The organism is Exiguobacterium sp. TNDT2, assembly GCF_003331145.1.
Taxonomy (GTDB): Bacteria; Bacillota; Bacilli; order Exiguobacteriales; family Exiguobacteriaceae; genus Exiguobacterium.
Genome location: NZ_QLVE01000002.1, coordinates 241,523 through 264,292, shown reverse-complemented (window position 1 = coordinate 264,292; position 22,770 = coordinate 241,523). Strand labels below are relative to the sequence as shown.

The 22,770-nt window shown below is 51.0% G+C and carries 33 protein-coding genes; 22 read left to right on the top strand and 11 right to left on the bottom strand.

The window, feature by feature from the left end:
* Positions 1 to 42 precede the first annotated feature (42 nt).
* On the bottom strand, positions 43 to 357 hold the full coding sequence (locus tag DPV68_RS03040; protein ID WP_114165358.1) for a hypothetical protein: 315 nt from the start codon (positions 355 to 357) through the stop codon (positions 43 to 45).
* Positions 358 to 503: 146 nt separating this feature from the next.
* Here DPV68_RS03040 and DPV68_RS03035 point away from each other — a divergent pair, with 146 nt between their 5' ends.
* Positions 504 to 809: a hypothetical protein gene (locus DPV68_RS03035; protein ID WP_157964134.1), complete on the top strand. Its 306-nt coding sequence runs from the start codon at positions 504 to 506 to the stop codon at positions 807 to 809.
* Positions 810 to 946: 137 nt separating this feature from the next.
* Complete coding sequence (locus tag DPV68_RS03030; protein ID WP_232819469.1) at positions 947 to 1,327, top strand: GNAT family N-acetyltransferase; 381 nt, start codon at positions 947 to 949, stop codon at positions 1,325 to 1,327.
* Here the strand turns inward: DPV68_RS03030 and DPV68_RS03025 are convergent.
* Positions 1,308 to 1,772 (bottom strand): GNAT family N-acetyltransferase, encoded by a 465-nt coding sequence (locus DPV68_RS03025; protein ID WP_114165356.1) that lies wholly within the window; start codon positions 1,770 to 1,772, stop codon positions 1,308 to 1,310. The genes DPV68_RS03030 and DPV68_RS03025 overlap by 20 nt on opposite strands.
* A gap of 70 nt (positions 1,773 to 1,842) precedes the next feature.
* Between DPV68_RS03025 and DPV68_RS03020 the strand changes: the two genes are divergently transcribed.
* The 3 genes from DPV68_RS03020 (at position 1,843) to DPV68_RS03010 (ending at position 3,995) form a co-directional block, all read left to right on the top strand.
* Positions 1,843 to 2,643 (top strand): GNAT family N-acetyltransferase, encoded by an 801-nt coding sequence (locus DPV68_RS03020; RefSeq protein ID WP_114165355.1) that lies wholly within the window; start codon positions 1,843 to 1,845, stop codon positions 2,641 to 2,643.
* The gene (locus DPV68_RS03015; protein WP_157964133.1) at positions 2,640 to 2,822 is read left to right on the top strand and encodes a hypothetical protein; all 183 of its coding nucleotides are present in this window, start codon (positions 2,640 to 2,642) and stop codon (positions 2,820 to 2,822) included. Before DPV68_RS03020 ends, DPV68_RS03015 begins: the two co-directional genes overlap by 4 nt.
* A 180-nt stretch (positions 2,823 to 3,002) precedes the next feature.
* The gene (locus tag DPV68_RS03010; RefSeq protein WP_114165353.1) at positions 3,003 to 3,995 is read left to right on the top strand and encodes a M23 family metallopeptidase; all 993 of its coding nucleotides are present in this window, start codon (positions 3,003 to 3,005) and stop codon (positions 3,993 to 3,995) included.
* A gap of 38 nt (positions 3,996 to 4,033) precedes the next feature.
* Here the strand turns inward: DPV68_RS03010 and DPV68_RS03005 are convergent, their stop codons facing one another.
* Positions 4,034 to 4,501 carry a helix-turn-helix transcriptional regulator gene (locus DPV68_RS03005; protein WP_114165352.1) on the bottom strand — a complete coding sequence of 156 codons (468 nt, stop codon included), beginning with the start codon at positions 4,499 to 4,501 and terminating at the stop codon, positions 4,034 to 4,036.
* 121 nt (positions 4,502 to 4,622) lie between these two features.
* A complete protein-coding gene (locus DPV68_RS03000; protein WP_114165351.1) occupies positions 4,623 to 5,165 on the bottom strand; it encodes a TraR/DksA C4-type zinc finger protein in 543 nt (180 codons plus the stop codon).
* Between the two features lie 155 nt (positions 5,166 to 5,320).
* Between DPV68_RS03000 and DPV68_RS02995 the strand changes: the two genes are divergently transcribed.
* Genes DPV68_RS02995 through DPV68_RS02985 form a run of 3 tightly spaced genes read left to right on the top strand, consistent with a single transcriptional unit; the run spans position 5,321 to position 6,560 of the window.
* On the top strand, positions 5,321 to 5,845 hold the full coding sequence (locus tag DPV68_RS02995; RefSeq protein WP_114165350.1) for a GrpB family protein: 525 nt from the start codon (positions 5,321 to 5,323) through the stop codon (positions 5,843 to 5,845).
* 56 nt (positions 5,846 to 5,901) lie between these two features.
* A complete protein-coding gene (locus DPV68_RS02990) occupies positions 5,902 to 6,222 on the top strand; it encodes a hypothetical protein (RefSeq protein WP_114165349.1) in 321 nt (106 codons plus the stop codon).
* A gap of 35 nt (positions 6,223 to 6,257) precedes the next feature.
* Positions 6,258 to 6,560 (top strand): hypothetical protein, encoded by a 303-nt coding sequence (locus DPV68_RS02985; RefSeq protein ID WP_114165348.1) that lies wholly within the window; start codon positions 6,258 to 6,260, stop codon positions 6,558 to 6,560.
* A 24-nt stretch (positions 6,561 to 6,584) separates the two neighbouring features.
* Here the strand turns inward: DPV68_RS02985 and DPV68_RS02980 are convergent, their stop codons facing one another.
* The 3 genes from DPV68_RS02980 to DPV68_RS02970 all read right to left on the bottom strand — a co-directional run bounded on the left by DPV68_RS02980 (position 6,585) and on the right by DPV68_RS02970 (position 10,023).
* Positions 6,585 to 7,442 carry a pirin family protein gene (locus DPV68_RS02980; RefSeq protein ID WP_114165347.1) on the bottom strand — a complete coding sequence of 286 codons (858 nt, stop codon included), beginning with the start codon at positions 7,440 to 7,442 and terminating at the stop codon, positions 6,585 to 6,587.
* Positions 7,443 to 7,566: 124 nt separating this feature from the next.
* On the bottom strand, positions 7,567 to 8,838 hold the full coding sequence (locus DPV68_RS02975) for a hypothetical protein (RefSeq protein ID WP_232819468.1): 1,272 nt from the start codon (positions 8,836 to 8,838) through the stop codon (positions 7,567 to 7,569).
* 288 nt (positions 8,839 to 9,126) lie between these two features.
* A complete protein-coding gene (locus tag DPV68_RS02970; RefSeq protein ID WP_114165346.1) occupies positions 9,127 to 10,023 on the bottom strand; it encodes an aldo/keto reductase in 897 nt (298 codons plus the stop codon).
* A 153-nt stretch (positions 10,024 to 10,176) separates the two neighbouring features.
* Here DPV68_RS02970 and DPV68_RS02965 point away from each other — a divergent pair, with 153 nt between their 5' ends.
* The 4 genes from DPV68_RS02965 (at position 10,177) to DPV68_RS02950 (ending at position 12,232) form a co-directional block, all read left to right on the top strand.
* Positions 10,177 to 10,788: a protein kinase family protein gene (locus DPV68_RS02965; RefSeq protein WP_114165345.1), complete on the top strand. Its 612-nt coding sequence runs from the start codon at positions 10,177 to 10,179 to the stop codon at positions 10,786 to 10,788.
* Between the two features lie 83 nt (positions 10,789 to 10,871).
* A complete protein-coding gene (locus DPV68_RS02960) occupies positions 10,872 to 11,201 on the top strand; it encodes a four-helix bundle copper-binding protein (RefSeq protein ID WP_034779654.1) in 330 nt (109 codons plus the stop codon).
* Between the two features lie 113 nt (positions 11,202 to 11,314).
* Entirely contained in the window at positions 11,315 to 11,827 is a 513-nt protein-coding gene (locus tag DPV68_RS02955) for a GNAT family N-acetyltransferase (RefSeq protein ID WP_114165344.1), read from the top strand.
* A 66-nt stretch (positions 11,828 to 11,893) separates the two neighbouring features.
* Complete coding sequence (locus tag DPV68_RS02950) at positions 11,894 to 12,232, top strand: zinc ribbon domain-containing protein YjdM (protein WP_114165343.1); 339 nt, start codon at positions 11,894 to 11,896, stop codon at positions 12,230 to 12,232.
* 45 nt (positions 12,233 to 12,277) lie between these two features.
* Here the strand turns inward: DPV68_RS02950 and DPV68_RS02945 are convergent, their stop codons facing one another.
* Positions 12,278 to 13,735 carry an aldehyde dehydrogenase family protein gene (locus tag DPV68_RS02945; RefSeq protein ID WP_114165342.1) on the bottom strand — a complete coding sequence of 486 codons (1,458 nt, stop codon included), beginning with the start codon at positions 13,733 to 13,735 and terminating at the stop codon, positions 12,278 to 12,280.
* Between the two features lie 168 nt (positions 13,736 to 13,903).
* Here DPV68_RS02945 and DPV68_RS02940 point away from each other — a divergent pair, with 168 nt between their 5' ends.
* From DPV68_RS02940 to DPV68_RS02925, 4 genes are read left to right on the top strand one after another with little or no spacing between them, the layout of a single operon-like run.
* Positions 13,904 to 14,269, top strand: coding sequence for a PadR family transcriptional regulator (locus DPV68_RS02940; RefSeq protein ID WP_114165341.1), 366 nt, complete (start codon positions 13,904 to 13,906; stop codon positions 14,267 to 14,269).
* Positions 14,232 to 14,987 carry an HAAS domain-containing protein gene (locus tag DPV68_RS02935; RefSeq protein ID WP_114165340.1) on the top strand — a complete coding sequence of 252 codons (756 nt, stop codon included), beginning with the start codon at positions 14,232 to 14,234 and terminating at the stop codon, positions 14,985 to 14,987. Before DPV68_RS02940 ends, DPV68_RS02935 begins: the two co-directional genes overlap by 38 nt.
* Entirely contained in the window at positions 14,987 to 15,343 is a 357-nt protein-coding gene (locus DPV68_RS02930) for a hypothetical protein (RefSeq protein ID WP_114165339.1), read from the top strand. The genes DPV68_RS02935 and DPV68_RS02930 overlap by 1 nt, the downstream gene beginning before the upstream one ends.
* 59 nt (positions 15,344 to 15,402) lie before the next feature.
* A complete protein-coding gene (locus DPV68_RS02925) occupies positions 15,403 to 16,347 on the top strand; it encodes an alpha/beta hydrolase (RefSeq protein WP_114165338.1) in 945 nt (314 codons plus the stop codon).
* A gap of 10 nt (positions 16,348 to 16,357) precedes the next feature.
* On the opposite strand, the gene DPV68_RS02920 is transcribed toward DPV68_RS02925, so the two are convergent.
* A complete protein-coding gene (locus DPV68_RS02920; protein WP_114165337.1) occupies positions 16,358 to 17,200 on the bottom strand; it encodes a GNAT family N-acetyltransferase in 843 nt (280 codons plus the stop codon).
* Positions 17,201 to 17,271: 71 nt separating this feature from the next.
* On the opposite strand from DPV68_RS02920, the gene DPV68_RS02915 reads away from it, so the two are divergent.
* Positions 17,272 to 17,982 (top strand): YjjG family noncanonical pyrimidine nucleotidase, encoded by a 711-nt coding sequence (locus DPV68_RS02915; RefSeq protein ID WP_114165336.1) that lies wholly within the window; start codon positions 17,272 to 17,274, stop codon positions 17,980 to 17,982.
* On the opposite strand, the gene DPV68_RS02910 is transcribed toward DPV68_RS02915, so the two are convergent.
* Entirely contained in the window at positions 17,953 to 18,399 is a 447-nt protein-coding gene (locus DPV68_RS02910) for an NUDIX hydrolase (RefSeq protein WP_114165335.1), read from the bottom strand. The genes DPV68_RS02915 and DPV68_RS02910 overlap by 30 nt on opposite strands.
* A 53-nt stretch (positions 18,400 to 18,452) precedes the next feature.
* Here DPV68_RS02910 and DPV68_RS02905 point away from each other — a divergent pair, with 53 nt between their 5' ends.
* The 3 genes from DPV68_RS02905 to DPV68_RS14945 are packed head-to-tail and all read left to right on the top strand — an operon-like array spanning position 18,453 to position 20,091.
* A complete protein-coding gene (locus DPV68_RS02905) occupies positions 18,453 to 19,055 on the top strand; it encodes a pentapeptide repeat-containing protein (protein ID WP_114165334.1) in 603 nt (200 codons plus the stop codon).
* The gene (locus DPV68_RS02900) at positions 19,052 to 19,891 is read left to right on the top strand and encodes an aminoglycoside 6-adenylyltransferase (protein WP_114165333.1); all 840 of its coding nucleotides are present in this window, start codon (positions 19,052 to 19,054) and stop codon (positions 19,889 to 19,891) included. The genes DPV68_RS02905 and DPV68_RS02900 overlap by 4 nt, the downstream gene beginning before the upstream one ends.
* Before the next feature lie 47 nt (positions 19,892 to 19,938).
* Complete coding sequence (locus tag DPV68_RS14945; protein ID WP_198662227.1) at positions 19,939 to 20,091, top strand: hypothetical protein; 153 nt, start codon at positions 19,939 to 19,941, stop codon at positions 20,089 to 20,091.
* A 13-nt stretch (positions 20,092 to 20,104) separates the two neighbouring features.
* On the opposite strand, the gene DPV68_RS02895 is transcribed toward DPV68_RS14945, so the two are convergent.
* Positions 20,105 to 20,500, bottom strand: coding sequence for a two pore domain potassium channel family protein (locus DPV68_RS02895; protein WP_198662226.1), 396 nt, complete (start codon positions 20,498 to 20,500; stop codon positions 20,105 to 20,107).
* Between the two features lie 108 nt (positions 20,501 to 20,608).
* Here DPV68_RS02895 and DPV68_RS02890 point away from each other — a divergent pair, with 108 nt between their 5' ends.
* Both DPV68_RS02890 and DPV68_RS02885 read left to right on the top strand, forming a co-directional pair.
* Positions 20,609 to 21,436, top strand: a complete 828-nt coding sequence (locus tag DPV68_RS02890; protein WP_232819467.1) for a glycoside hydrolase family 191 protein — start codon at positions 20,609 to 20,611, stop codon at positions 21,434 to 21,436.
* 174 nt (positions 21,437 to 21,610) lie between these two features.
* Positions 21,611 to 22,768 (top strand): GAF domain-containing protein, encoded by a 1,158-nt coding sequence (locus DPV68_RS02885; protein ID WP_157964132.1) that lies wholly within the window; start codon positions 21,611 to 21,613, stop codon positions 22,766 to 22,768.
* Positions 22,769 to 22,770: the final 2 nt, after the last annotated feature.

Genomic DNA, 22,770 nt, shown 5'->3' with positions numbered 1-22,770 from the left:
CCCAAAAAACTAAGCTTGTTTTCTAAAAAAATGTGAAACGACTCAATCTGATTCGACATGAATCGATACGGCAATTTTAAGCTTGGCGTCCCGGTCGAGTTCTACTGTGACAATTTGTCCCACCCGAAGTTCTTGTATGTCATCTGCGCTCCCAGTCACTTCTGTCTGGTCATTGACTAACACCGTGCGTAATTTGTGTTCGTTCTCTGAGAGCTCGTTTGGACCAATCATTAACTGAGGAATATCAATTCGTTCAATCCGCCCCTCGATTTGATGATCGTTCCACATACTGATCCAATAGACAGCAACTAAAAAAAGACCGATAAATGTCAGAGCAAAGATGAGTCGGGTTCTCATGGTGTTCCTCCTCTGTGTCATTCCGGTAGGATGGTTTCCAATAGTTATTTACCCGGATTGCAGGAATTGTACAGGGTCCTTTTACAGGAATTTGAATCCATGATGCGGAATAAAGCAAGACAACGTGATGAGTGGAGGCGCTGACGATGATCCTGGTCGGGGTGGGCGGTTTGATGGTCTTAGGATTGGTGGCGTTCGGATGGTGGACAATCGGGTTCCCGCGACGGCGAATAAGGGGCGGACTAATGATGTTAGGTGTCGCATTCACCTGCTCGCCATTCATCCTCGTCATGAGCGGAGAACGCTTCGGATTTGATGGCGTCGTCGCAGGATTGGTCGGACTGTTTTGTGTCGTTGCGGGCGGCTTCTTCTTTCTTGCGCTCGGTTGGATCGGTCGGCCGCAGAAAATTCGAAAGGTACGGACACTCTCGGAGGACCCTGATTTGTTTTAAGGCGGGTTGCCAGCCGACGCCTGAACCCCGTACAGTGAATGAAACGAATGTGAAGGAGCGATGATGTTGGGGACAAGGAAACAACCGCCGGCGTTACGGGAAAGAGACAAACACGCAACGTTCAGAAGCATATTTATGTGACAGGCGAGAGTTTTCGGTATCTCATCTTTTTACGGGAGACGGGGACGTTCGTCGGGACGGTCAGCCTGTTTGGGATCGACTGGGACGTGCGAAAGGCTGCCGTTGGCTATTGGCTTCACACGGCATATACCGGTCACGGTTATATGAGCGAGGCGGTCGAGGCGATCGTCCGTTTCGGATTCGCCCACTTCGGCTTCAATCGGATTGAAATCCAATGCGAGTCGACGAACGTGGGAAGTCGAATGATTCCAGAACGACTCGGCTTTCAGTTGGAAGGCACGCTCCGAAACGAGGACTTGTCTGCTGACGGAAAACGCTTGACGGACACGGCCGTCTACAGCATCTTACCCGGCGAACTTATACCTGCAGCGACATGATGCGTTGAGGTCCGACCGGTCCGTCGATCAAGCGGCCGGTGTCGACGAAGCCGACAGTTTGATAGAGCGAGAAAGCTGGCTCATTTTTGAGATTGACTGACAGGACGACCTCGTGTTTATCGGTGAAATGCTCCCGGACATAACTCGGTAAGAGACGGAGCGCCGCTTTGGCATGCCCGTTTCCTTGAGCCGAATGATTGATGGAAAACATCGAGAGCAATAACGCATTTCGCGCCTCCGTGTAAGAAGCGACCCGTTCTGTGTCGTGGAGCAAAAAGAAGCCGACGGGCTCATCGGTCGTGATGACGACAGGGTACACCCCATCTGGCAACTGCGAATCGAGATCTGTTGGGAGCGTCGTATACTTCTCTTGGTCGAGCGGTAGAGAAAATGTCTCCAAGACAGGCCAATGGGCGTCACGGAGTGGTTCGAGTCTGATTGACATCCGGATTCCTCCTCGGTGTAAGTTGTCTCTACTAGTATACTGAACTTTAACTCGAAAGGAACTGAGCACGATGGCGAGACCATTCATTTCTTACGTTCAAAATCCACCACTTACGGATTTATACCATGCCTTCATGGACGGTTTTTCCGATTATATGATTCACTTTGACATGGATGAGGCACAGTTTGAGGCGGTGTTCCTCGTCCGCGATCAAAACCAGCCATCCCGTTCTGTCGTCGCCTATGCGGACGATCGTCCTGTTGCCGTCATGTTGAGCGGCGTGGCGCACCTCGATACGGGGTGGGTCACTCGTTGCGGGGGGTTAGCGGTCGCGCCAGATTATCGACACCTCGGCATCGCGAACGAGTTGATGCGCCGCTTCGATGAACAAGCGATGGGCACACGTCTGCTTGAAGTCATCCAAGGGAACGAACCAGCGCTCGCGCTTTATAAACGGCTCGGCTATGAAACAGTTCGAGAAATTATGTACTTCCAATCTGTACCGACCGAGACGGATGCGTCGCTCGAACCGGAACCGATCACCGAGCTGTTTGATACGTATTATCCATCCGCAACCCACCGACCGATTTGGCAAGTTGACGTCCGCACGACCCAACAACAGACTAAACTCGTTCGAGTCCGTGAGGGCGAGACTTCAGGGGCGCTCCTTTTCCGAGGCGACCTGCTCCTTGATGTATTTGGTCGGGATGAAGATGCGGAATGGTTGTTGCGAGCGGCAGTCGCGGGTGGTCCGATTAAACTGACGCTCACTTCGGATCGTCCGGCCTTGATCGAGGCAGCCCGCCGACTCGGATTCGTGCAGGACGCCATCGCTCAATTCGAGATGGTCAAACCGGGAGGTATCGTGTGATGCATCGTTTCTTGCCCGTCCTGATGGTGTTGCTGATTGTCGGGAATTTGTTCACGATCCTCGGGCTGACGACGAACTTGTCATCAGGCAGTACGCGGTTCTTTCTAATCGGTGGGCCGACCTTGACCGTCTTCGCCGCCATCAGCATCGTCGTGATTGTATTGAAACGAAAACGATGACAAGGATAGGATGTATGAAGTTTGAGTGAAGTTTGTAGAAGAGCGATTCACCGTTTTGACATGTTCGACATACAAATGAAATGCTTCATATATTGAACTTTTCAAACGTGGATGCTATATTCGCCTTTGTAGCTTTTTATATAGCTAGCGAATCATCCTATTTGGAGGTTTTATCAATATATGTGGAAACAACTTCTCGTCACCGTCGGTACAGGCGTCCTGGTTCTGTCAGGAACTTCAGCCGTATCCGCGGATCAAATAACCCCGCAAGATCTCGTCAAAACGACGAAATCGCTTCAACAGACCGAACAACGGCTTCACACCTCGCAACAAGCGGTCGCTAAAGCCGAGCGCCGCGCTGAAGCGACTGAAGCAAAAAGAGACGCGATTCAAAAGAAAATCGATTATGCCCACACGCAACTCGCGTCTTACGAGACGGCCCTGAATTCAGAGACAAATGACCCATCCCTGTTCAAACAAGTTCTAGCGGCCGTGCTCCCGATCGCGAAAGCGGAAGCGGCGGTGTCTGAAAAGATCGAGACCGACTTGAAGATGAAAAAAGCGGCGACGATTCGGTCGTTAGAAAAACTAGAGAACGAACAGGCAGAAATAGAGGCGGAGCACAAAAAGGCCCGCTCATCCCATTCAGCCGCCTACAAACAATTGCAAGGCCAAGCAACGCAATTGAAGGATTTGAAACGACAAACGGCAGCGATGGCACCCGAGAAGTTTATGATGCCGGCAATCGGTCGTCTGTCACAAGGCTACGGTGCGGCGAGCGGTCAGTTCGGATATACGTTCCATAACGGCCTCGATATCGCGGCAAATATCGGCACACCGATTTACGTGGCCGCGGCCGGAACGGTCACCGACGTCAAAGCGGGCGGCCCTTACGGAAAGCACGTCTTCATCGAGCATGAAATCGATGGGCAAAAATGGACGACCGTGTACGCCCATATGCATAAAATCGAAGTGAAAAAAGGACAGGCGTTGCTCCAAGGCGAAGGCATCGGCCAAATCGGCAACACCGGCAACTCCTCAGGCCCTCACCTCCATTTCGAAGTGCATCAAGGTAAATATGCCTATTCATCGAGCTCGGCCGGCAACACGGTCAACCCGATGGATGTCGCCGAAGTGCTCGGTGGCGCGTCGCCCATCAAAACGACGTATTGACGCAACGAAATCGTTGCGTCATTTTTTGTGTCAGTCCATCACATCTGCTCGTGATGGGTCGTGCGCAGTTCAAACAATTTCCGGAACGCCTCATCGCGGTCGAACGTGCTGAACCAGCGGAAGTCGTCGTGGTCAAGAATCCGGTAATGTTGACTGACCATATTCTGTTGAATCCGGTATTTTCCTTGGTGTTCAATCGTCGTCCACCAGACGTGTCCACCCAGCGTCTTTGTCGCGAGGCTAGAGTCAGTATGCGCGACGAGGCGGATAAATTCGATTGGATCGTCTCCAATCAATGAATGCAGATAGGGACTTTGATTGAACAAGGCACAGATGGCGACGGTCGTCGTCCAGTTCGCGTTCGAACGTCGCTTCTCGATTTGAATCAACGTCTTTTTTGAGATGCCGATGAGCGTACATAGTTCTTCTTGCGATAACTCTTGTTCCGTCCGAATTAGTTTGAGTTTGCTAGAAATCAGTTCGGAAAACGTCTCTTTTGTATGCATACCTGCTCCTAAAGTGTATTTTTACACAGTGTATCATGAGGGTTCGAAAGATGGAAGATATCGGATGGGAAAAACAAAAAGCGGAAGAAGTTGGACTCCTTCCGCTCTCGCGATGCCGACCTTATTCTCGTGTCGGGTCGTGATTGCCTTCGCTGTCGGCAATCGTGTCTGAACTCCCGAACTCCTCAACTTGGCTGAACGCGTCGGTGCTTTGGCCAGGCTCATCCGTCCCATCTAGCTGTTTGCGGGCAGCTGTCTCAGACGGATTGAGTACGTCTTCTTCCACAGGACGTTCACGATCAGTCAAGTGCTCGTTCTCTTCTTGCTCACGTGCATGCGTAATACAGAGCGTCGCCTCGGGGATGATTTCTAGACGGTCTAACTCGATATCTTCCCCGCACACTTCACACGTTCCATACGTCCCGTTCTCGATGGCGAGCAGTGCCTTGTCGACGTCATTCAAAAAATCTTCGTCAAGCTCCGTGAGTGCTTGATCGCGTTCACGCAAAAAGAGTTCTTCGCCGGAATCGGCTGGGTGGTTGTCATAGTGTGACAGCTCCCCTTCGTCGTATACTTCTTCCCGATTTTCCATATATCCTTCGGTCTTCGCTTTTTCTTTTAATAGACGTTCTTTGAACGTATCGATTTGCTTTTGTGTCAACATACGGTTCACTCTCCAGTTCTGTTTTCATTAGTATTAGCATTTCCCATTTTGGGTCGTGACAAACCTTCCCTTCGGCGGGGACGGTTTCTAAACGATTCGGAAAACGGGTATGATGAAAGAGAAGAAACGAATTAGCCGAAGGAGGGATTAGGACGATGAGAAAAGTAGAGGTCGTCCCATATGACTCGATATGGGCGACGAAATTTGAAGAAGAGGCGGCCAAGCTCCAGCGATTGTTCGAAAGCGAACTCGTCGCGATTCATCACATTGGCAGCACGTCGGTCCCCGGGCTCGACGCGAAGCCGATTATCGACATCATGCCGGTCGTGCGGCAAATCGAGCGAATCGACGACTGGATCGGTCATATGGAAGCGCTCGGTTATCGGAGTTTTGGCGAACACGGCATCCCGAGACGCCGTTTCTTTGCGAAAGGCGAGGAGGTTCGGACTTTCCACGTCCACATGTTCGAAGACGGGGATGACGGTGTCATCCGGCACCTCGCGTTTCGCGACTACTTGAACACGTTCCCGGACGTGCGTGACGAGTACGCGGCGCTCAAACAGCAGTTGGCACGCCAACATCCGGATGACATCGAAAGTTATATCCAGGGTAAACAAGATTGGGTGTCAGCAACGGAGCGGGCAGCGACAATGTGGTACACGTCTCGTCAACAAATTTGAAACGTTTTTCCGTTTCCTCTCGTAAAGGAAACTAATCAGTTGAAGGGGGTTACGAGATGAAACGATTTCTCGGGAAATGTATCGAATATGCGTTTGTCGCACTTTTATTTGCCGGCTTATTTTTTGGATTGCGCTCTGGCGTCAATTACTTCGTCGGTACAGACGAGATGCATGCCTACGCCTACCTGTTTCTAGGCACCGCCTTTATCATTTTCCCAGTCTCCTTGTTCGGCGGTTACTTCTTGGCCCGTCCGATTCAGCGCCGTTTGAGCGGGAGAGAGGAAGTCAGTTCGAACCACACGTTGCGCGGGTATGAAAAACCGCATGGGGTCACGGAGACACGAGACTATGGGAACGAGGGATCGGGACCGCTATGATGCGCAATTTTTGAAAGGGGAATGAGGATAATTTGATGGAAACAGTCATTTTAGTCATCGGTGTCATCGGGACGATTTCGCTCATGTTATTCATGTCGAACCAATGGCTGGGTTATGGCAAAGGCAACATCGTCATGACGCTAGACGAGCATTATACGAATTTGAATGAGTACGTGCCGGCAATTTTGACGAAGCTGTATGAAGACGGGAAGTCGGCCCATTATCTCGGCGACCGAAAGTTTGAAGTGGACGGGAAACGATATACCCTCGTCGAACGGACCGTCCCGATTGGTCGGATCCCGACGCAACAGACGGTGCTCATGCCGGACAAACAATAAGCCACGCCTCGGGCGCGGCTTATTTTATTTGACGGCTGGGGGACCGAACACTCCGGCGTGATAGTCGCGGAACGCTTGGCGAATCTCATCCTCGGTGTTCATGACGAACGGGCCGTGGGCGATATAGTCTTCGCGAATCGGTTTACCCGAATAGACAAGCAATTTCGTGCGTGACGTCGCTTTTATGCGGAGACTACTCTCACGCTCGGTCGTCTCGTCAAACGTGAGCGTCGCCACGTGCGTCTTCTCGAGCGAAGTCGCAGACGTTCCGAGCTCGACTGAACCGGCGAGGATGTAGATGAAGGCGTTATGGTTCGCCGGGATGACGTGCTCATAGACTGTACCTTCCCGTAAACGGACTTCACTCATCGTGATCGGGACGAGACTGTCCATCGGGCCTGTCGCACCGGCGATCTCACCCGAGTAGACACGGATTTGTCCACCGTCAATCGGAACGACCGGGGCGTCTTCGACGTACACGTTTTGATAAGACGTCGACGTCGTTTTAAGTGCTTTCGGTAGATTGAGCCATAGTTGCAACGTATGGATCAAGTCATCAGCAACGGCCTCCTCGGCGTGTCGGGCCGCCCAGCCCGCGTTCATGTACTGGACGTCTCCGGCATCTAAAATCGAATGGCCGCCATGGTTGTCGATATGTTCGAGTCGTCCGTCAATGACGTAGGTGATCGTTTGGAAACCGCGATGCGGGTGGTCCGAGAACGTGCCACGTTTGAACCAGTCCTCGGCCATCAAGATGAACGGGTCGAACTCGCCTTTTCGCTCAGGGGGCAAGACCCACCCTTGTTGCACGTGTGGATATCCGGGTTGCTTATAGGCGACTTGCCAATGCGTGGCGACGTCGCGCTCGAATCGTTTTGTCATCAAATCCTCTCCTTTACACCGTTTGCTGTCATTGTCGCATAGCGAACGAGGGATGCTTCCTAATTTTGCCTAGAAAACATGCAAAGACAGACTGGCGTGAACCAGTCTGTCTTGAAATTGGGCGTTAGCCCTCTTGTTTATTGAAGAGGTCGTGCCAGCGCTCAGCATCGCTGCGGAGCAGCTTGAAGTGTGACCCTGTCAACGTATTTGTCAAAAAGACATCGTCCTCTTTATAGCTGACATCGAACGTCTGCGCACAAATACCTTCGAAGACAGTTAAATAAGGAATCGGGGCCGGGTTACCGGCCGTGGCGACAGCTTTTGATCGATCGATCGCTTGGAACACGAATTGGACGGTCTCGGCATTGGCGTGATGTAAGAATGGTGCATCTTTGGACTCCGTACCGAGTAGCGCCAAGTCATGCGTCACGACATGCCGGCGATGGGCGAACTGTTGGCGCATTTTCATTTTCAATCGATCGCCGTGAAGCAACGTTTCATCTCGATAAGTGACCGAGACGACTTGTTTGTACGGTTTTCCGTCACGAATGAACGAAAAGCTGAACAAGGGATAGCGCTCATTCGGGATGAGTGTCGTCGGGAGCGCACTTGCCTGGCGAGCGCCAAGCATACGGTCAAAACTCGCATCTTTCGGTCGAAGGACGTCTTCATACAAGGTTTGGTTAGGTGACAAATGAAGTCCGTACTGTTTCGCGTCTTGAGTCACCTCGGTGCCTAGGCCGAGGGAGAGGAAAGGTTGGCGCGATGCTTCGTCAATCGGCAACGTGATCGTCTCACGAGATTCCGGTGATTCGAACGTGAACTCAAAAGAACCGTTGAACGGCATCGTCACGTGAACGAGCGTCTGTTCGAAGGCGCTCCGTTTTGGATACGGCTCATTACCGACGGGTTTGGCCATCTCTTCTGTGAAATGAATCCGTTCGTGCGGTTGGGCGTTTCGTAATTTTGACGTCTTGGGAGAAGGGACGGCTTGGTCACGATACGGAATAAGACTATTCGGTAACGTGTCGATTTGCTTCACATACGTAATCGTATCGGCTTGGCACTGGACGAAGGCTTGATTGTCCACTTCAAAAAAAGTAGCGGTCGGAAATACATCGGTCGAGGATGTCGTGATCAGCGGTTGGGTCAAGGTGACCGTCCCGATCAATTGACGTTCTCCGTCCGGAACTTGGATAATCGCGTCTTCTGGATAGCAGGCATCGAGGACGTTCGTCCGATCGGACTCGGTCATCTCGATTTGTTGCCCTGACGGCAGGGTAGCGCGACCTTGATAGTACTCTGGAGCTGTATGTAAACGAAATGCATGTTCTTCTTCACATCCGAAAAGGAAGAACAACATGGCAATCGTACTAAAAATCAAGTACTTTTTCACGAGAGTGCACTCCTTTGATGATTAACTTTCATCATTTTAGCACCAATTTTTTGTGACTTTAGTCTTAGGAAAATTAATGTGTTTTTTTAAGAAAAAATCAAAAAAACCGCTCAACTTGAACTGAGCGGGCTTGTTTTACACTTATGGATATGAAATGGAATTTCAGGATTTTGAACATGTCGATTTTTGACGAATAAACGTTGAAATGGACATGTTCTCAAAAATGAGGAAACTATTCAAAAAAATCATTGATGGAACTAATCAGGGTTTATTTGTTTATTTTTCCCTTTAATCAACGTCGTGTCCGCGGGCCGCCTTCAAAATTTCGAACCATTCTTCACGTGTGAGCTCGATTCCGAGTGCGTCGACGGCAGTTTTGACTCGGTCAATTTTCCCAGATCCGACAATCGGCATGATCTTGGCCGGGTGCTTTAAGAGCCAAGCGTAAACGACTGCATCGATACCGCCTGCTTGATGCCGCTCGCTAATTTCCTCCAATTTTTCACGAAGCGGTGCATACTTTGACTCGGTGAACAGTTGACCGCCGGCGAGCGGACTCCATGCCATGAGCGGCATCCGTTTCTCGTGGCATAGGTCGACAGAACCATCTTCGAAGTGTTTCAGTTGCATCGGTGAAAGTTCAAGCTGATTCGTCACGAGTTGGAACGGCAAACGTGACTGGAGCAACTGTTGGGTCGCCGGTACGTGGTTCGAGACGCCAAACGTCCGGACTTTTCCGCTTCGTTGCAACGTGATGAACGCCTCGGCAACTTCGTCCGGGTCCATGAGTGGGTCGGGACGATGAATCAACAGCGTGTCAATCTGGTCGATGGCGAGTTCTTTGAGTGAACGTTCGGCTTGACGGATGATATGCTCTTTCGTCGTGTCATAATGGTTGATCGTTTGGCCTGGATTGAAAGAACCCGTTAATTTGATGCCAGTCTTCGTTACAATCTCGATTTGATCGCGAAGTGAAGGATTGAGGCGAAGTGCTTCCCCGAATAGTCCTTCACATGTATAGCCACCGTATATATCGGCGTGGTCGAACGTCGTGATCCCAAGCTCGATACATTGCTCGATGAACGTGAGACGTTCCTGTGGGCTCATGTCCCATTCAGCGAGACGCCACATGCCGTGGATAATCCGTGAGAATGATAGGTCTTCTGTCAGTTCGATGCGTTGCATGATTGATTCCTCCCCATTGTCTGTCGCTTCCATTATAGAGATAATCGTAGGATGCGTCACTTATTGGATGAAGTAGAAGGGCACGGACTGAGTCAAATGTCAGTGGTATCAGTTATTATAGAAAAGAGATGAACCGAAAAAGAGGAGTGCCCAATGAATCATTATAAACAATATGCGAGCGTCACGTTTGAGCGACACGGTCAAGACATGCGTGTGACCGCCTATCATCCTGACCTCGAACTGCACGGGATCGGGCGTAGCGCCGCCGTGTTCCGCATAAAATCTACACGACTCGTCATTAAAGTGTTTTTCCCTGGCTATACGCACATCGCGGCTGAGGAAGCCGTGATTTATCGGAAGCTCGAGGGATTGCCTCAATTCCCGGGTCTGTACGAAGCGGGTCCGACCTATATCGTCATCGACTATATCGAAGGGAAGACACTGTTTGAATGTTTGATTGAAGGCATTTGGATCGACCCCGCGTATATCAGGCAAGTCGATGAGGCGCTCATAGCGGCCCGGCGGCTCGGGTTGACCCCGTCCGATGTCCATTTACGCAACCTCATCCTCACGCCGGACGGCCGCATTTATTTGATTGATTTGGCGCGATTCCGACAAGGGCAGCAAGTCGATCACCAATGGGAAGATTTGAAGCGGATGTATCGGCTCTACCGCCTCCGTTTCATGCCGAAGCGGTATTCGGAGCGCTGGTTGAACGGTGTCGCCTACCTATATCGTACGTTCGTGAACGACCCGAGACGTTAGTCGACGGTCGTTTTTCTTTTGAAGATTAGGGAATAACAGTAACGTATTGTCGTTGTGTAGTCATTCAAAAGGAGGACGAATACATGGCTCATCGAATTTATGCGAACGAACTGGAAACGTTGCACGATTGCGTGGAGACGTGCAATTACTGTCTGGAATCTTGTCTCGAGGAACATGACGTGAAGATGATGGTCGACTGTATCCGACTCGATCGTGAGTGCGCCGCAATCTGTTCATTCCTCGCGGAGGCGATGACACGGGATTCGGCGTTCGTACCGGAACTCGCCCGGGCTTGTGCGGTCGTCTGTAAGGCGTGTGCCCAAGAGTGTGAAAAACATAAGCATGAGCACTGCCAAGAGTGTGCGCGCGTCTGTTTCGAGTGCGCGTCGATGTGTGACCGTTTGGCAGCCTAAGGTAAAAAAGTCAGTCGACACGGCTGACTTTTTTTGTGGAACCAAATCGTTACGTGTATTTTGAAATCGAGATACGTATAATAAAGAAAACGTATAGAAAGTATGGTGTCCCCATGATTCGCAACTGCCGTCGAGACGACCTTCAAGCCGTTTTACATATTTACAATGACGCAATCGTCAACAGTACAGCTGTTTACCATTACGAGCCGGTGACGCTTCAAAATCGTGTCGCGTGGTACGAAGACAAAAAAGCGTCCGGGCTCCCAATCATCGTGTGGGAGGAAGGCGATGTCGTCATGGGCTTCGCCACGTTCGGACCGTTCCGTCCATGGCCGGCCTATCAGTATACGGTCGAACACTCGGTATACGTGCATCCCGGCTATCGGGGGAAAGGGATCGGGAATAAATTGCTCTGTGAAATCATCCGCATCGGTGAAGAACGGGAAGTGAAGACGATGATCGGCGGAATCGATGCCGCCAATATCGCGAGTGTCAAAGCACATGAAAAGCTAGGGTTCGTCCATTCTGGCACGATTAAACAAGCTGGTTATAAGTTTGGCAAATGGCTGGACTTATCGTTTTATCAGCTTGATTTGAAAGGCCCCGAGACTCCGCAAGAAGGCTGACCGCTAGCTGTCGAACTTCTAAAATTGCGGTATACTGGGAACAGTGTATCGAATGGAGGAATCAGTATGACAGAACTACCGAATTGCCCAAAATGTCAGTCGACTTATGTATATGAGGACGGGAGCTTGCTCGTCTGTCCGGAATGCGCCTACGAGTGGTCGCCGAGCGAGGTAGCCGAAGCGGAAGCAGACGCGCAAATCAAAGATGCGAACGGAAATGTGCTCCAAGACGGAGACACAGTCACGGTCATCAAAGATTTGAAAGTGAAAGGGACGTCGCTCGTCGTCAAACAAGGCACGAAAGTGAAAGGGATCCGTCTCGTCGACGGGGACCATGACATCGACTGCAAGATTGAGGGCTTTGGCGCGATGAAACTCAAGTCGGAGTTTGTGAAAAAAATCTAAAAAAAGCGTGTTGATCCGTTCGCGGACCAACACGCTTTTTGCTGTTTAAGAGAAAAATGGTTTGTATTCCCGGCGTTCGTGCATGACGGACACCCATTGGAGCGTCGTGAACTCCTCGAGCACCCACTCGCCGTTGAAGCGGCCTAGACCAGAATCTTTTTCCCCGCCGAACGGCAAGTGCGGCTCGTCGTTCACCGACTGGTCGTTGACGTGAATCATCCCCGTCTCGACTTGGCGTGCGAACTCGGTCGCGCGATAGATTGAACCGTGAACGGCACCGCTCAGTCCGTATGGCAACTCGTTCGAGAGTTTCAGCGCCTCGGCGTCGTCCTTGAACGACAGAATGACGGCGACCGGTCCGAAAATCTCATTTTTCGCGAGTGGCATGTCATTCGTGACACCGCTCACGACGGTCGGCTCGAGCACGTTCCCGTCAGCGTTGCCGCCAGTCTCAAGCGTCGCACCGGCTTCGACCGTCTGATTGATTTGGTCGAGGATGCGGTCGACTTGGTCGTGATCGATCAGCGGTCCGACTTGTGTGTCCGATTCGTTCGGATTGCCGAACTTCAAGGCGCGGACCCGTTCCACAAATTTTTCGAGGAATTCATCGTGAATCGACTCGGCGACGAGGATTCGGTTCGTCGACATACAGATTTGCCCTTGGTGATAGAATTTCGAATAGACGGCCGATTCCACAGCACGGTCGATGTCGGCGTCGTCTAAGACGACGAAGACGTTATTCCCGCCGAGTTCGAGCGCAGTCTTCTTCAACAGGCGTCCGGCTTTCTCGGCAATCCCTTTGCCGACCTCGGTCGAACCGGTGAACGAGATGAGTTTTGGCACCGGGTGCTCGACGATGGCGTCCCCGATCTCAGAACCGCGACCGACGACGATGTTCAAGACGCCTTTCGGAAGGCCCGCCTCTTCAAATAGCGAGGCGAAGAGGAGACCTCCTGTGACCGGCGTCGCCGTCGCCGGTTTAACGACGACGGTATTGCCCGTTGCGAGCGCAGAGACGATCGAGCGGACCGCGAGGTGGAACGGGAAGTTCCATGGGCTGATGACGCCGATGACGCCGAGCGGTTTCCGGTAGACCCGATTCTCTTTGTTCGGGACGATCGACGGTTTGATGAGCCCGTCCATGCGGAACGGGAACGTCGCCGCTTCCTTGATGATCGCCATCGAGGCTAAAAATTCGCCTTCTGCTTTGATGCGCGTGCTACCCGACTCTTTGACGAGCCAGTCGATGATGTCATCTTTATACTGAAGCGTCAGTTCAGCAAATTTCTCGATCAAGGCGCGTCGGTTTTGTGGGAGCATCGTCGCCCATTCGGCTTGTGCTTCTTTCGCAACGGCATAAGCCTTGTCGAGATCAGACTCGTCGGCCGACCGGATGGAGAACAACGTCTCGTCCGTGAACGGGTTAGTGTTATCGATTGATTTGTCACTCGACCCTTCGACCCATTGGCCATCAATGTACATCTTCGTAAAATCGGTATGCATATTCAAACACTCCTTTATTTTTTCTTCACCTTAAGAAGTATTCACTTGATTTGAAAAAATAAACCTCTCGATGCGCAACTAACTTGTTTTACAAAGTAGTTGCAAATGGTAGCTCCTTCCATTACTATTATGTATAACAAGTTAGTTCAATGAAAGTGAGGTCACGCCATGGCGATGAGTCAAATGTTGAAAGGACTGCTTGAAGGTTGCCTATTGGCCATCATCGATAAAGGCGAGACGTACGGCTACGAGATGTCGGAGAAGCTACAGGCGTACGGATTCACGATGGTGAGCGAGGGCAGTATTTATCCGGTCCTGTTACGGATGAAGAAAGACGGTTGGGTCGAGACGATTCAAAAAACACTGCCGTCTGGAGGGCCGAAGCGAAAGTATTACATTTTGACAGAGACGGGGCAGCAAGAATTGCTCGCCTTCAAACAACGTTGGGCGGAAGTATCAAGCGGCGTCGACCGCGTACTCGGAGAGGAGAATGAAGATGGAACTTTCAAAAAAGAGTCGGGATTTTTTGGATGATTTAGCGGTCTATCTCATGTCGAGCGGGAAGTCGGAAGGTGAAGTGAAAGACGTCGTAGAGGAGTTGAAAGATCACCTTGAGGAAGCGGAACGGGCAGGGAAAAGCGTGGACGATGTCATCGGCCAAAGCCCGAAAGCCTACATGCAACACCTCGGGAGCGAGATGGCGTTTGATGTGAAAGGATTCGTCAAAATCGTCGCGATAATCATCCCAAACGTGTTCGCCTACATCATCATTTCCAACTTCATCCAGGAAGAAATGACGTTCTCAACGATCCAGTTGATTGGATTCCCGCTTGTGTCCATTCTATTTTTACTTGCCGTCTCACAAGCGTTCCGCAACATGTCGGGCCGCACTAAAGCAGGGAAAGTCAAAAATGGTGTGACGTACATGGCGCTTGCTGCGCTACCGATGACGTTGTTCCTCGGGCTGATGGCACTCGACATCTTCGTCGAGACCCCAACGATCGTGTTCGGCCTAACCGGTCAACTCGTATTGCTCGGCCTGGCCGTCGTCACGTTGCTCGTCTTCTCGATTTGGATGAAGACATGGATTAATGTGATTGTTCCGCTACTCTTATTCGGGCCGCAATCCGCGTTGGCCCAGACAAGTTTGCCACTCGAGCAACAACTGATCTTCTCGATGTTGATTTTATTCGTCGGGATGGGAATCTTGTTGTTCGTTTTGTGGAAAAAGAATCAACAGGGGCAAGCGTGATGATCAAACGAATCATTTTCGTCGTCCTCTTGTGTCTGCCGTGGGGCTTTTTCGTGACAGCGGCAGACTTTCTATGGGGGAATGCGCTCGGTTATCTCGTGATTCCGGCCATCACGTGGTGGAGCGTGTGGCGGCTTGGTCGACATGCAAGGTTACGCTGGCTCGTTTTCGGGCTCATCGTCTCGTATATGCTATCCATGACGATGACCGGGTACATCGATGGGGCATGGGATTACTTCTTCAAGCCGTTCAACCAGTCAATCGTGATGAACATATGGACCATCGTGTTCGCGAGTGGGGTCGGGGTGGCGTACGTGTATCGGTGGGCGTTTGAAAAAACACGTATGCCCGCTTAAAGACGGACAAGGCTGGGAATAGGAAATTGTACGCCTAAAAGAGAAAGAAGGGATTCCCGTTGCCAGTCAATCCGACGATTCAATTTTATTTGAACCAGTTTCAAAACCAGCTCTCGACCACATATGACCAATTGGATCCGCTCGAATTAAGACGACAAGAAAACGCAATGATGACCCGGTTTCAACATAGAGAGCATGTGCTTGATGTCGAGAATCGCTCGATTACGCTTCCGAATCGCTCACTGCCAATCCGCATCTATCGGTCGAGTCAGACGGTTGCGCCAGCACTCGTCTATTATCATGGGGGCGGATACGTCACAGGCAGTCTCGACACCCATGACGCGATATGCCGGACGATCGCGAACGAGGCCGACTGTACCGTCATCTCGGTCGATTACCGACTCGCGCCGGAACACAAATTTCCGACGGCCGTCTACGACAGCTATGAGGCGCTCGTCTGGATTGCGGATCACGCCTCGGAACTCGAAATCGATGCCGAGCGCATCGCCGTCGGCGGTGACAGCGCCGGAGGGACGCTCGCCACGGTCAGCGCTTTGATGGCGATTGAACGAGGTCGCCCCCTCGTCATGCATCAGCTGCTGTTTTACCCGGTTACCGGGACCGAGGAGAACTTGCCGCTGTCATTGATTGATTACGCGAACGGTTATCTGCTCGATGAAGGGCTCATTCGATGGTTCCAGCGACAATACTTCCATGATGAGTCGGAATTGATGCATCCGTACGCCTCACCGATTTTTTCGGACTACTTGGGGGAGCTTCCCCCGACGACGCTGTTGACGGCCGAGTATGACCCGCTCCGCGACCTCGGACGTGCGTACGCCAACAAACTGATTAGCCTCGGTGTCCCGGTGACATATCAAAATTATGAAGGTTTGATTCACGGCTTCGTCAACTATTATACGTACGTCCCGGAAGCGAGACGAGCCGTACTTGAAGCGGCGCATGCGCTCGGAGCGGCGTTCATCAAAAAAACTCGTCCGTGAGGCGAGTTTTTTATGCATTCGACAAATAAGGGAAGCGACAACCTTCCGGGAAAAGCTGTCCTTCATTCATGCGAATCATCCATTGCCCGTCCCGGGATGGGCGCTGTTCCACACCGTCCAGCTCAGGCGTGAATTTGAAGACGATCTCTGTGATGCCTTCGAAAGAGAGTCGGGCCACGACGTCACGCATGTCGACAGGCCGCGGCGACAGCACGGCATACAAGTTTAAGCGCGAGCGCTCGACCATATAAATGACATGGACGTCATCGAAACGATATACGTCCTCGTCCATCCCTTGATAGTAATGGAACATCCAAATGTGCATATCGTCTGTCGTATACAGACGCGGTGAAAACGGGAGTGACTCCAGTTTGAAACGCCGCCACTGTTCGGCATCGACGTCGACATGTTCGAGTGGGGAAGCCGATCCCGAAACGCGGATAAACAATTCTGGTTCTGCTTGAGCCGAAAAGCCTTGTTGCTCGTAAAACGGTGCAACCCCTTCGTTACAAGCCAAAAAATAAGGCAACCCATCCGTGTCATGCTGCTTGAACAAGTGCTTAAAGATGCGGGTGGCGAGTCCTTGTCCTTGTCGGATCTCGTCTGTCATGACCGTTCCGATTTGATACGCTTCGCGCGCGGTTCCGTCCATCATCAATGTCATCCGGCTCATCCCGACGTTCGAGATGACATTCCGATAGAACGTCAATGAATAACAGCGATAGTGGTCAGTCCATTCGCCAGCTTTGTACCACTCGCGAAAATCGATGCCGAACGTCTCGTCGGCTAAGTAAAAAAACGATTCGAGTTCTTTTTCTGAATACTCGAGGTTGGTGATTGGCTTTTTTGGCATAGGGCTCGCTCCTTTTTTGAACTTCTATGTCTGTTCCTGTACATTAGAGGCAGAGAGGGGTAATACAGATTATGAAACGATATGAAGCAATTTTATTCGATGTCGACGATACGTTGCTCGACTTCAAACAGAGCGAGCACGTCGCCTTAGAGCAGTTGCTCGCGGCACATAACGTTCGGATGACGGATGAATTGAAACAACAGTATGTGACGATCAATAACGGATTATGGCGCGCCTTCGAGCGCGGCGAGGTCGGACGGGAAGACGTCTTGATGGGCCGGCACACACAACTGTTCGATACGCTCGGCATCACGATCGATGCGCATGAAGTCGAACAGCGCTATCGCGACCATTTGCACGCCGGGGTGCACATCATCGAGGGGGCACTTGAACTCGTGCAAACGCTCAGTGAACAGTATCCGCTCTATATCGTCACGAATGGTGTGACGGAGACGCAGTTCAAACGGCTTGAAGCGTCGGGACTGCTCCCTTATTTCAAGGACGTGTTCGTCTCCGATGCGACCGGATCGCAAAAGCCGATGAAACCGTTCTTTGATTATGTGTTCGACCGCGTGCCGAACGTGGCACCGGAACGCGGACTCATCGTCGGGGACTCGCTGACAGCAGACATCGCCGGCGGGCGCATGTATGGGCTCGACACGTGCTGGTACAATCCGCACGAGATTGCGGCGACGGTCGAGACGACGTATGAGATTCAAGACTTGCACGAGTTGAAGTCGATTCTATCAAACTCAGCGATCGATAAAGTGGGGCGGCAGTGATTGCGGCAACGCATAGAGCGTCTCCGGAAAGAGTTTCAAGTCCCGGAGCGCGTCGAGCGGCTGCCAACGATAGATGAGGTGATCGCCTTCCGGTCCGTGGAAGTCTCCATGCCGGAGCGGGAGGTCACCCGATACATAAAAATATAGGCCAATCTCGTGGACCGTGCGCTCTAAGTATGTGAAGAAGTTTTCGGACACGAACGCGAACGTCGTTCCCGTCAGTGTCGTGTCGAGTTCTTCTTGCAGCTCACGCGTCAAAGCGAGCTCGGCTTCTTCGCCGATGCCGACCCGACCGCCCGGTAACGCCCAAAAGTCATCGTTCACGTTCCGATGAACGAGCAAATGACCGTCTTGGACCCAGATGCCGGCAACGCGATAATTGAACGTGCCGTGCTCGGTCGGAAATACGATATCCATTGTCATCACTCCAATCCTTTAGCTACATCAAGTATACGTCAAGGAGGTAGGCCATGTTTCAATCAAATGCAGTCTATGAAGGAGAAGATTTTCGAGACGAGTCGCTCCGTGACGTTCAACTCATGCAGACGACGTTCGAGAACTGTCGCTTCACGTATATCGATGCGACCGAATTCGAGACCGAGCAGTGCCGTTTCATCAACTGTGACTTCACCGATTCGAAGTGGAACGCCTCACGCCACAGCGGCAGCTCGTTCCTGAATTGTCAGTTCAATGGGGCGAATCTGTTTTTGAGCGAATTCGACCAATGCAAGATGACGGGCTCGTCGTTCGAGTCATGCACGTTTGAAGGGGTCGTCGTGCGCGAGGGGGATTGGTCGTTCGTCAATCTGCGTCACGCTCCGCTCCGGAAGATGGATTGGTCGGGCGTTCGGATGACCGAGGCGGACCTATACGGCGCGGACTTGAAAGAATCACGTTGGACGAACACCGTCTTGTCACGTGCCGTCTTGCAGCACGCGGATTGCACCGGTGCCGATTTTGTAGGAGCCGAGATGGATGGGGTCGATTTCTCGGACGTCATCCTGAAACAAGCGACGATCGATGTGATGCAGGCCGTCCAAATCGCCCGCTCGCTCGGGGCGAACGTCATATGACCAATGAGCAAGTGCTTGAGCACTTGACGGCCATGGCCGCGGAGCGGGAAGACGTCCGCGTCCTCGTCTTGAACGGGTCGCTCGTCAATCCGCACGTAAAACCAGACCGTTTTCAAGACGTCGATGTCACTTGTTTCGTCGAAGACGTGATCGCGTTCATCGAGGACCGCTCGTGGATGGCGCCGCTCGGGGACGTCTTGATTATGCAGATGCCGGACGAGGTGCCGGGAGGCGACAAATATGAGCGTTTCGCGTTTCTCGTCCAGTTTGCAACCGGTCATCGCGTCGATTTGACCGTCCGTCCTATGCGTGACGTGCAGGAAGCGATTCACGCTGACTCACTCAGTCTCGTCCTCATTGATAAAGACGAGATTGCCGGTCAAACGATTCCATCTGATGACACGTACCGCATCAAACGACCGAGCCGATTCGACTATGAGCAGTGTTGGAACGAGTTTTGGTGGGTGTCGCTTTACGTCGTCAAAGGTATCAAGCGGGGTCAACTGTTATACGCTTTCGACCATGTGACGATCATGCGAACGATGCTCCGGCAGATGCTTGCATGGGACGTCGGCTTTGCGACAAACTTTACGGCGAACGGAGGAAAGTCTGGGGATGGGCTTGAGAAGCATCTGGCCCCTGAAGTATGGCAGGCTTATCTCGATACATACACTTTGGTCGAAGTGACAGCGATGGAAACGGCCCATGCGACGTTGGTGGAACAATTTGAGCGGGTCAGTCGCCGCGTGGCCGACCGAGCCGGATATCCGTTTGCGGACATGGAAGCCCGACGAATTCGTGACGCCTTTTCGACGCTTTGGTGTTCAAACGGTTAGTTTTCGGTCGAGTCGGGAAAGCCCTTCTATAGAAGGGGGAATGACGCTTGAATCCGTATACGACGTTCATCGCGCTCCTAGTGGGGAGTTTACTTTTATTTGTCGGCATCCGGACGAAAAAATGGCCGATTTTAGTCGTGGCCTTATTTCCGCTTGGACTGGTCGCCTTTAACTTGTACTTGCTGATTACCGGACGATAGGAGACTGTTTTCTTCAGTCTTCTTTTTTGTACATCGATTTTACAAAAAACGCTGTCGGCAGTAAGAGTCCAATGATGGCTTCGAGCAAGGCGAACAACCGGGCCGGACCGATTGGCAACAAGTCACCGAACCCGATGGAGAGCAGCGTGACGCCGCTAAAATAGAACAGATTACGCCAGCTCGGTTCGACTGCCGTCATCGTCTCGAGGGAAGTCACTAAGATGACACCATCGCGAGACAACGCGTAGTAGATTAAAGTGAATCCAACCATTACGCCAAGCAAACTGATGAATAAGTGACTGAATAAGCGTGAATCAAAACCCGTTTGCCTATAAGTTTTTCGCTGAAAGAAGGTAAACACGTTCAAGCCGACGAATAACAGGGCTATCGTCAACAAAATGGAGTTCACACGCCTGTCCCCCTTTCTATAAGTCAGTATTATCTTGTTCCCTAATCGTTCACCAATAAACGGACCAATGTTCATCAAGATGGATTCATTCAACAAGGAGGTGTCCGCGTGCGACGATGTTTAGTGAGCGGCGTCTTACTCTTCTTCTTTTTAGGAGGATGTACGATGAAAGAGCCGTTTGATTTTGATGAGATTCATTCTTACAAAATTTTTTATAACATGCCGACCGAGGCGATTATTGACGACATGGCTCGATATGACCTCGTCATCATCGAACCCATTTGGTATACGCCAGAACAGATCGAAACAATCCGGTCGAACGGGACGAAAGTGCTCGGTTACATTAACGTGATGGAGGCGGACACGTGGAACCGGGCACTGATTGGCCAAATGGATAAAGACGATTTCTTCTATCGAGATGGAGAACGCATTTATTTTCCGAAATGGGATTCGTATTTGACAGATATCAGCTCAGCCGATTTCCGAAAAATTTTGATCCGCGAAATTCAAAAACAAGTCATCAATAAGCACCTAGACGGCATTTTTTTGGATACGGTCGGTGATATCGATGATGTCCACCTCGACTATCCGGACGACTTAGCAGAACAATTGGCTGGGCTCGAGACTTTTCTACAAGCGATTGAACAAACCTATCCAGGTGTCCCTGTCGTCCAAAATTGGGGTATCGAGACGCTCGAACGAACGAGCGCACCTTATGTGGAAGGCTTCATGTGGGAAGGTTTTAACTACACGGAAATCACGTCCGACGCTTGGTCGATGGAAATGCTCGATCGTATAAACGCGATTCAAGACGAATATGGCATCGCTGTTCTCACCGTCTCCGATCAAGAAGAGTCGACAAGTCGCGATATGGCTGAAGCGAACGGATTCATCCATTATCACGAACCAACTTATTACAATACATGGGATTTTTAGGTTATAATTAATTATAAAAGTGATATGGGACGATTTATCCCGCAGATAGGTGTAAATCATCTCGTATCCAAACTGAAAAGCACGAGTTAAATCAACGAGGAGGGGATTATCATTCTGTATGCTCAAGACCGTCCGTGGCTCAAATGGGTCGAGATTCTTGTCGTGTTCGCCCTATTGATAGCAATCGATTTGTTTTTTGATTTAGGTACGATTCAAAATGAACTGAACTTGTTTTATGTGGCCGCCATTTTATTCGCCTTACGATATGGGACCATTTTCGGCTTAATCAGTTTCGGTATATTGCTGCTCTACAAAGTGATATACACCGGCTTGGTAGGGGGAGACATCTTCCTATTGTTCTACGATACAAACTCACTTCTTACATTGTTTTACTATTTCGCCATCACGGTCATCGTCGGTTTATTCAGTACGTCGTTTCGAGAACGGCACGAAATCACTCAGTTCCGCAATGAAGAGCTGAAAGATGAAAATACCTATTTGAAAGAGACCGTCGATTTACTCAACACTTCGCAAACCACACTTCGTCAAAAACTACTTCAATCCGAGTACAGTTTGAACCAATTGTATGAACTTGCCGTATCGCTCGATTTGCCGCATCCAGAGTTGATTCGGAGCGAGACAATCCGTTTGTTGAAAAAAACGTTCTTAGCAAGCGACGTTGCTATGTATCACGTTGACCGTTCTCAAAAATCGATGCGTCTTTTAATTCGTCAAACGGACAAGAAAGAGTTTCCACAAACGATTTTTCTTGATGAGGCGTCGAGCATGTTCAAACGATTCTTCCAAGTCCAAGAAACGACACTCCGTCAACTCGATGACGAGGATACAGACCCGATGTTGCTCGCGCCGATTATCATCGACGGAACGACTCGTGAAGTCGTCGTCATCAAGCGGTTGCCGCTTCGAAAATTGACGACTGATGACTTGCATGTCCTCAATATCCTCTTCTCTTGGATTGGAACACGCATTCAAAACGCCGAGAACCTGATTCGTAAAGAGCAGCACGAGAAGATGCATAAAGGCACATCGTTTTACAAGAAAGAGGCGTTCATGGAACTTGTCGCCATCCAGGAACAAAAGAAAATTCACCACGGGCAGCCATACATCGTGCTCGACTATCCGCTCGGATATGAACCCGTTTCGCTCGAGAGCATCGAGGCCATCGTTCATTCGTATTTGCGCGAGATTGATGTCGTCGGATATGACCCGGAAGAGAACAAGCTGTTGCTCTTACTCCCAGGAACGAGTGAAGATCATCGACAACGAATCTATGATCGAATCGAAGGGATTTTGATCCAGAAGGGGGTGTGACG

What these genes read in the sequence shown, in the direction of transcription:
- DPV68_RS02915 (WP_114165336.1), top strand. Translation starts at nt 17,272, where the DNA reads ATGAAACGATATGAAGCAATTTTATTCGATGTCGACGATACGTTGCTC.
- DPV68_RS02950 (WP_114165343.1), top strand. Translation starts at nt 11,894, where the DNA reads ATGACAGAACTACCGAATTGCCCAAAATGTCAGTCGACTTATGTATAT.
- DPV68_RS03035 (WP_157964134.1), top strand. Translation starts at nt 504, where the DNA reads ATGATCCTGGTCGGGGTGGGCGGTTTGATGGTCTTAGGATTGGTGGCG.
- DPV68_RS02905 (WP_114165334.1), top strand. Translation starts at nt 18,453, where the DNA reads ATGTTTCAATCAAATGCAGTCTATGAAGGAGAAGATTTTCGAGACGAG.
- DPV68_RS02965 (WP_114165345.1), top strand. Translation starts at nt 10,177, where the DNA reads ATGAATCATTATAAACAATATGCGAGCGTCACGTTTGAGCGACACGGT.
- DPV68_RS02995 (WP_114165350.1), top strand. Translation starts at nt 5,321, where the DNA reads ATGAGAAAAGTAGAGGTCGTCCCATATGACTCGATATGGGCGACGAAA.
- DPV68_RS02960 (WP_034779654.1), top strand. Translation starts at nt 10,872, where the DNA reads ATGGCTCATCGAATTTATGCGAACGAACTGGAAACGTTGCACGATTGC.
- DPV68_RS02980 (WP_114165347.1), bottom strand. Translation starts at nt 7,442, where the DNA reads ATGACAAAACGATTCGAGCGCGACGTCGCCACGCATTGGCAAGTCGCC.
- DPV68_RS02930 (WP_114165339.1), top strand. Translation starts at nt 14,987, where the DNA reads ATGATCAAACGAATCATTTTCGTCGTCCTCTTGTGTCTGCCGTGGGGC.
- DPV68_RS02940 (WP_114165341.1), top strand. Translation starts at nt 13,904, where the DNA reads ATGGCGATGAGTCAAATGTTGAAAGGACTGCTTGAAGGTTGCCTATTG.
- DPV68_RS03025 (WP_114165356.1), bottom strand. Translation starts at nt 1,772, where the DNA reads ATGTCAATCAGACTCGAACCACTCCGTGACGCCCATTGGCCTGTCTTG.
- DPV68_RS02935 (WP_114165340.1), top strand. Translation starts at nt 14,232, where the DNA reads ATGGAACTTTCAAAAAAGAGTCGGGATTTTTTGGATGATTTAGCGGTC.
- DPV68_RS02920 (WP_114165337.1), bottom strand. Translation starts at nt 17,200, where the DNA reads ATGCCAAAAAAGCCAATCACCAACCTCGAGTATTCAGAAAAAGAACTC.
- DPV68_RS02970 (WP_114165346.1), bottom strand. Translation starts at nt 10,023, where the DNA reads ATGCAACGCATCGAACTGACAGAAGACCTATCATTCTCACGGATTATC.
- DPV68_RS02990 (WP_114165349.1), top strand. Translation starts at nt 5,902, where the DNA reads ATGAAACGATTTCTCGGGAAATGTATCGAATATGCGTTTGTCGCACTT.
- DPV68_RS03040 (WP_114165358.1), bottom strand. Translation starts at nt 357, where the DNA reads ATGAGAACCCGACTCATCTTTGCTCTGACATTTATCGGTCTTTTTTTA.
- DPV68_RS02900 (WP_114165333.1), top strand. Translation starts at nt 19,052, where the DNA reads ATGACCAATGAGCAAGTGCTTGAGCACTTGACGGCCATGGCCGCGGAG.
- DPV68_RS02955 (WP_114165344.1), top strand. Translation starts at nt 11,315, where the DNA reads ATGATTCGCAACTGCCGTCGAGACGACCTTCAAGCCGTTTTACATATT.
- DPV68_RS02910 (WP_114165335.1), bottom strand. Translation starts at nt 18,399, where the DNA reads ATGGATATCGTATTTCCGACCGAGCACGGCACGTTCAATTATCGCGTT.
- DPV68_RS03020 (WP_114165355.1), top strand. Translation starts at nt 1,843, where the DNA reads ATGGCGAGACCATTCATTTCTTACGTTCAAAATCCACCACTTACGGAT.
- DPV68_RS03010 (WP_114165353.1), top strand. Translation starts at nt 3,003, where the DNA reads ATGTGGAAACAACTTCTCGTCACCGTCGGTACAGGCGTCCTGGTTCTG.
- DPV68_RS02985 (WP_114165348.1), top strand. Translation starts at nt 6,258, where the DNA reads ATGGAAACAGTCATTTTAGTCATCGGTGTCATCGGGACGATTTCGCTC.
- DPV68_RS03000 (WP_114165351.1), bottom strand. Translation starts at nt 5,165, where the DNA reads ATGTTGACACAAAAGCAAATCGATACGTTCAAAGAACGTCTATTAAAA.
- DPV68_RS03005 (WP_114165352.1), bottom strand. Translation starts at nt 4,501, where the DNA reads ATGCATACAAAAGAGACGTTTTCCGAACTGATTTCTAGCAAACTCAAA.
- DPV68_RS02945 (WP_114165342.1), bottom strand. Translation starts at nt 13,735, where the DNA reads ATGCATACCGATTTTACGAAGATGTACATTGATGGCCAATGGGTCGAA.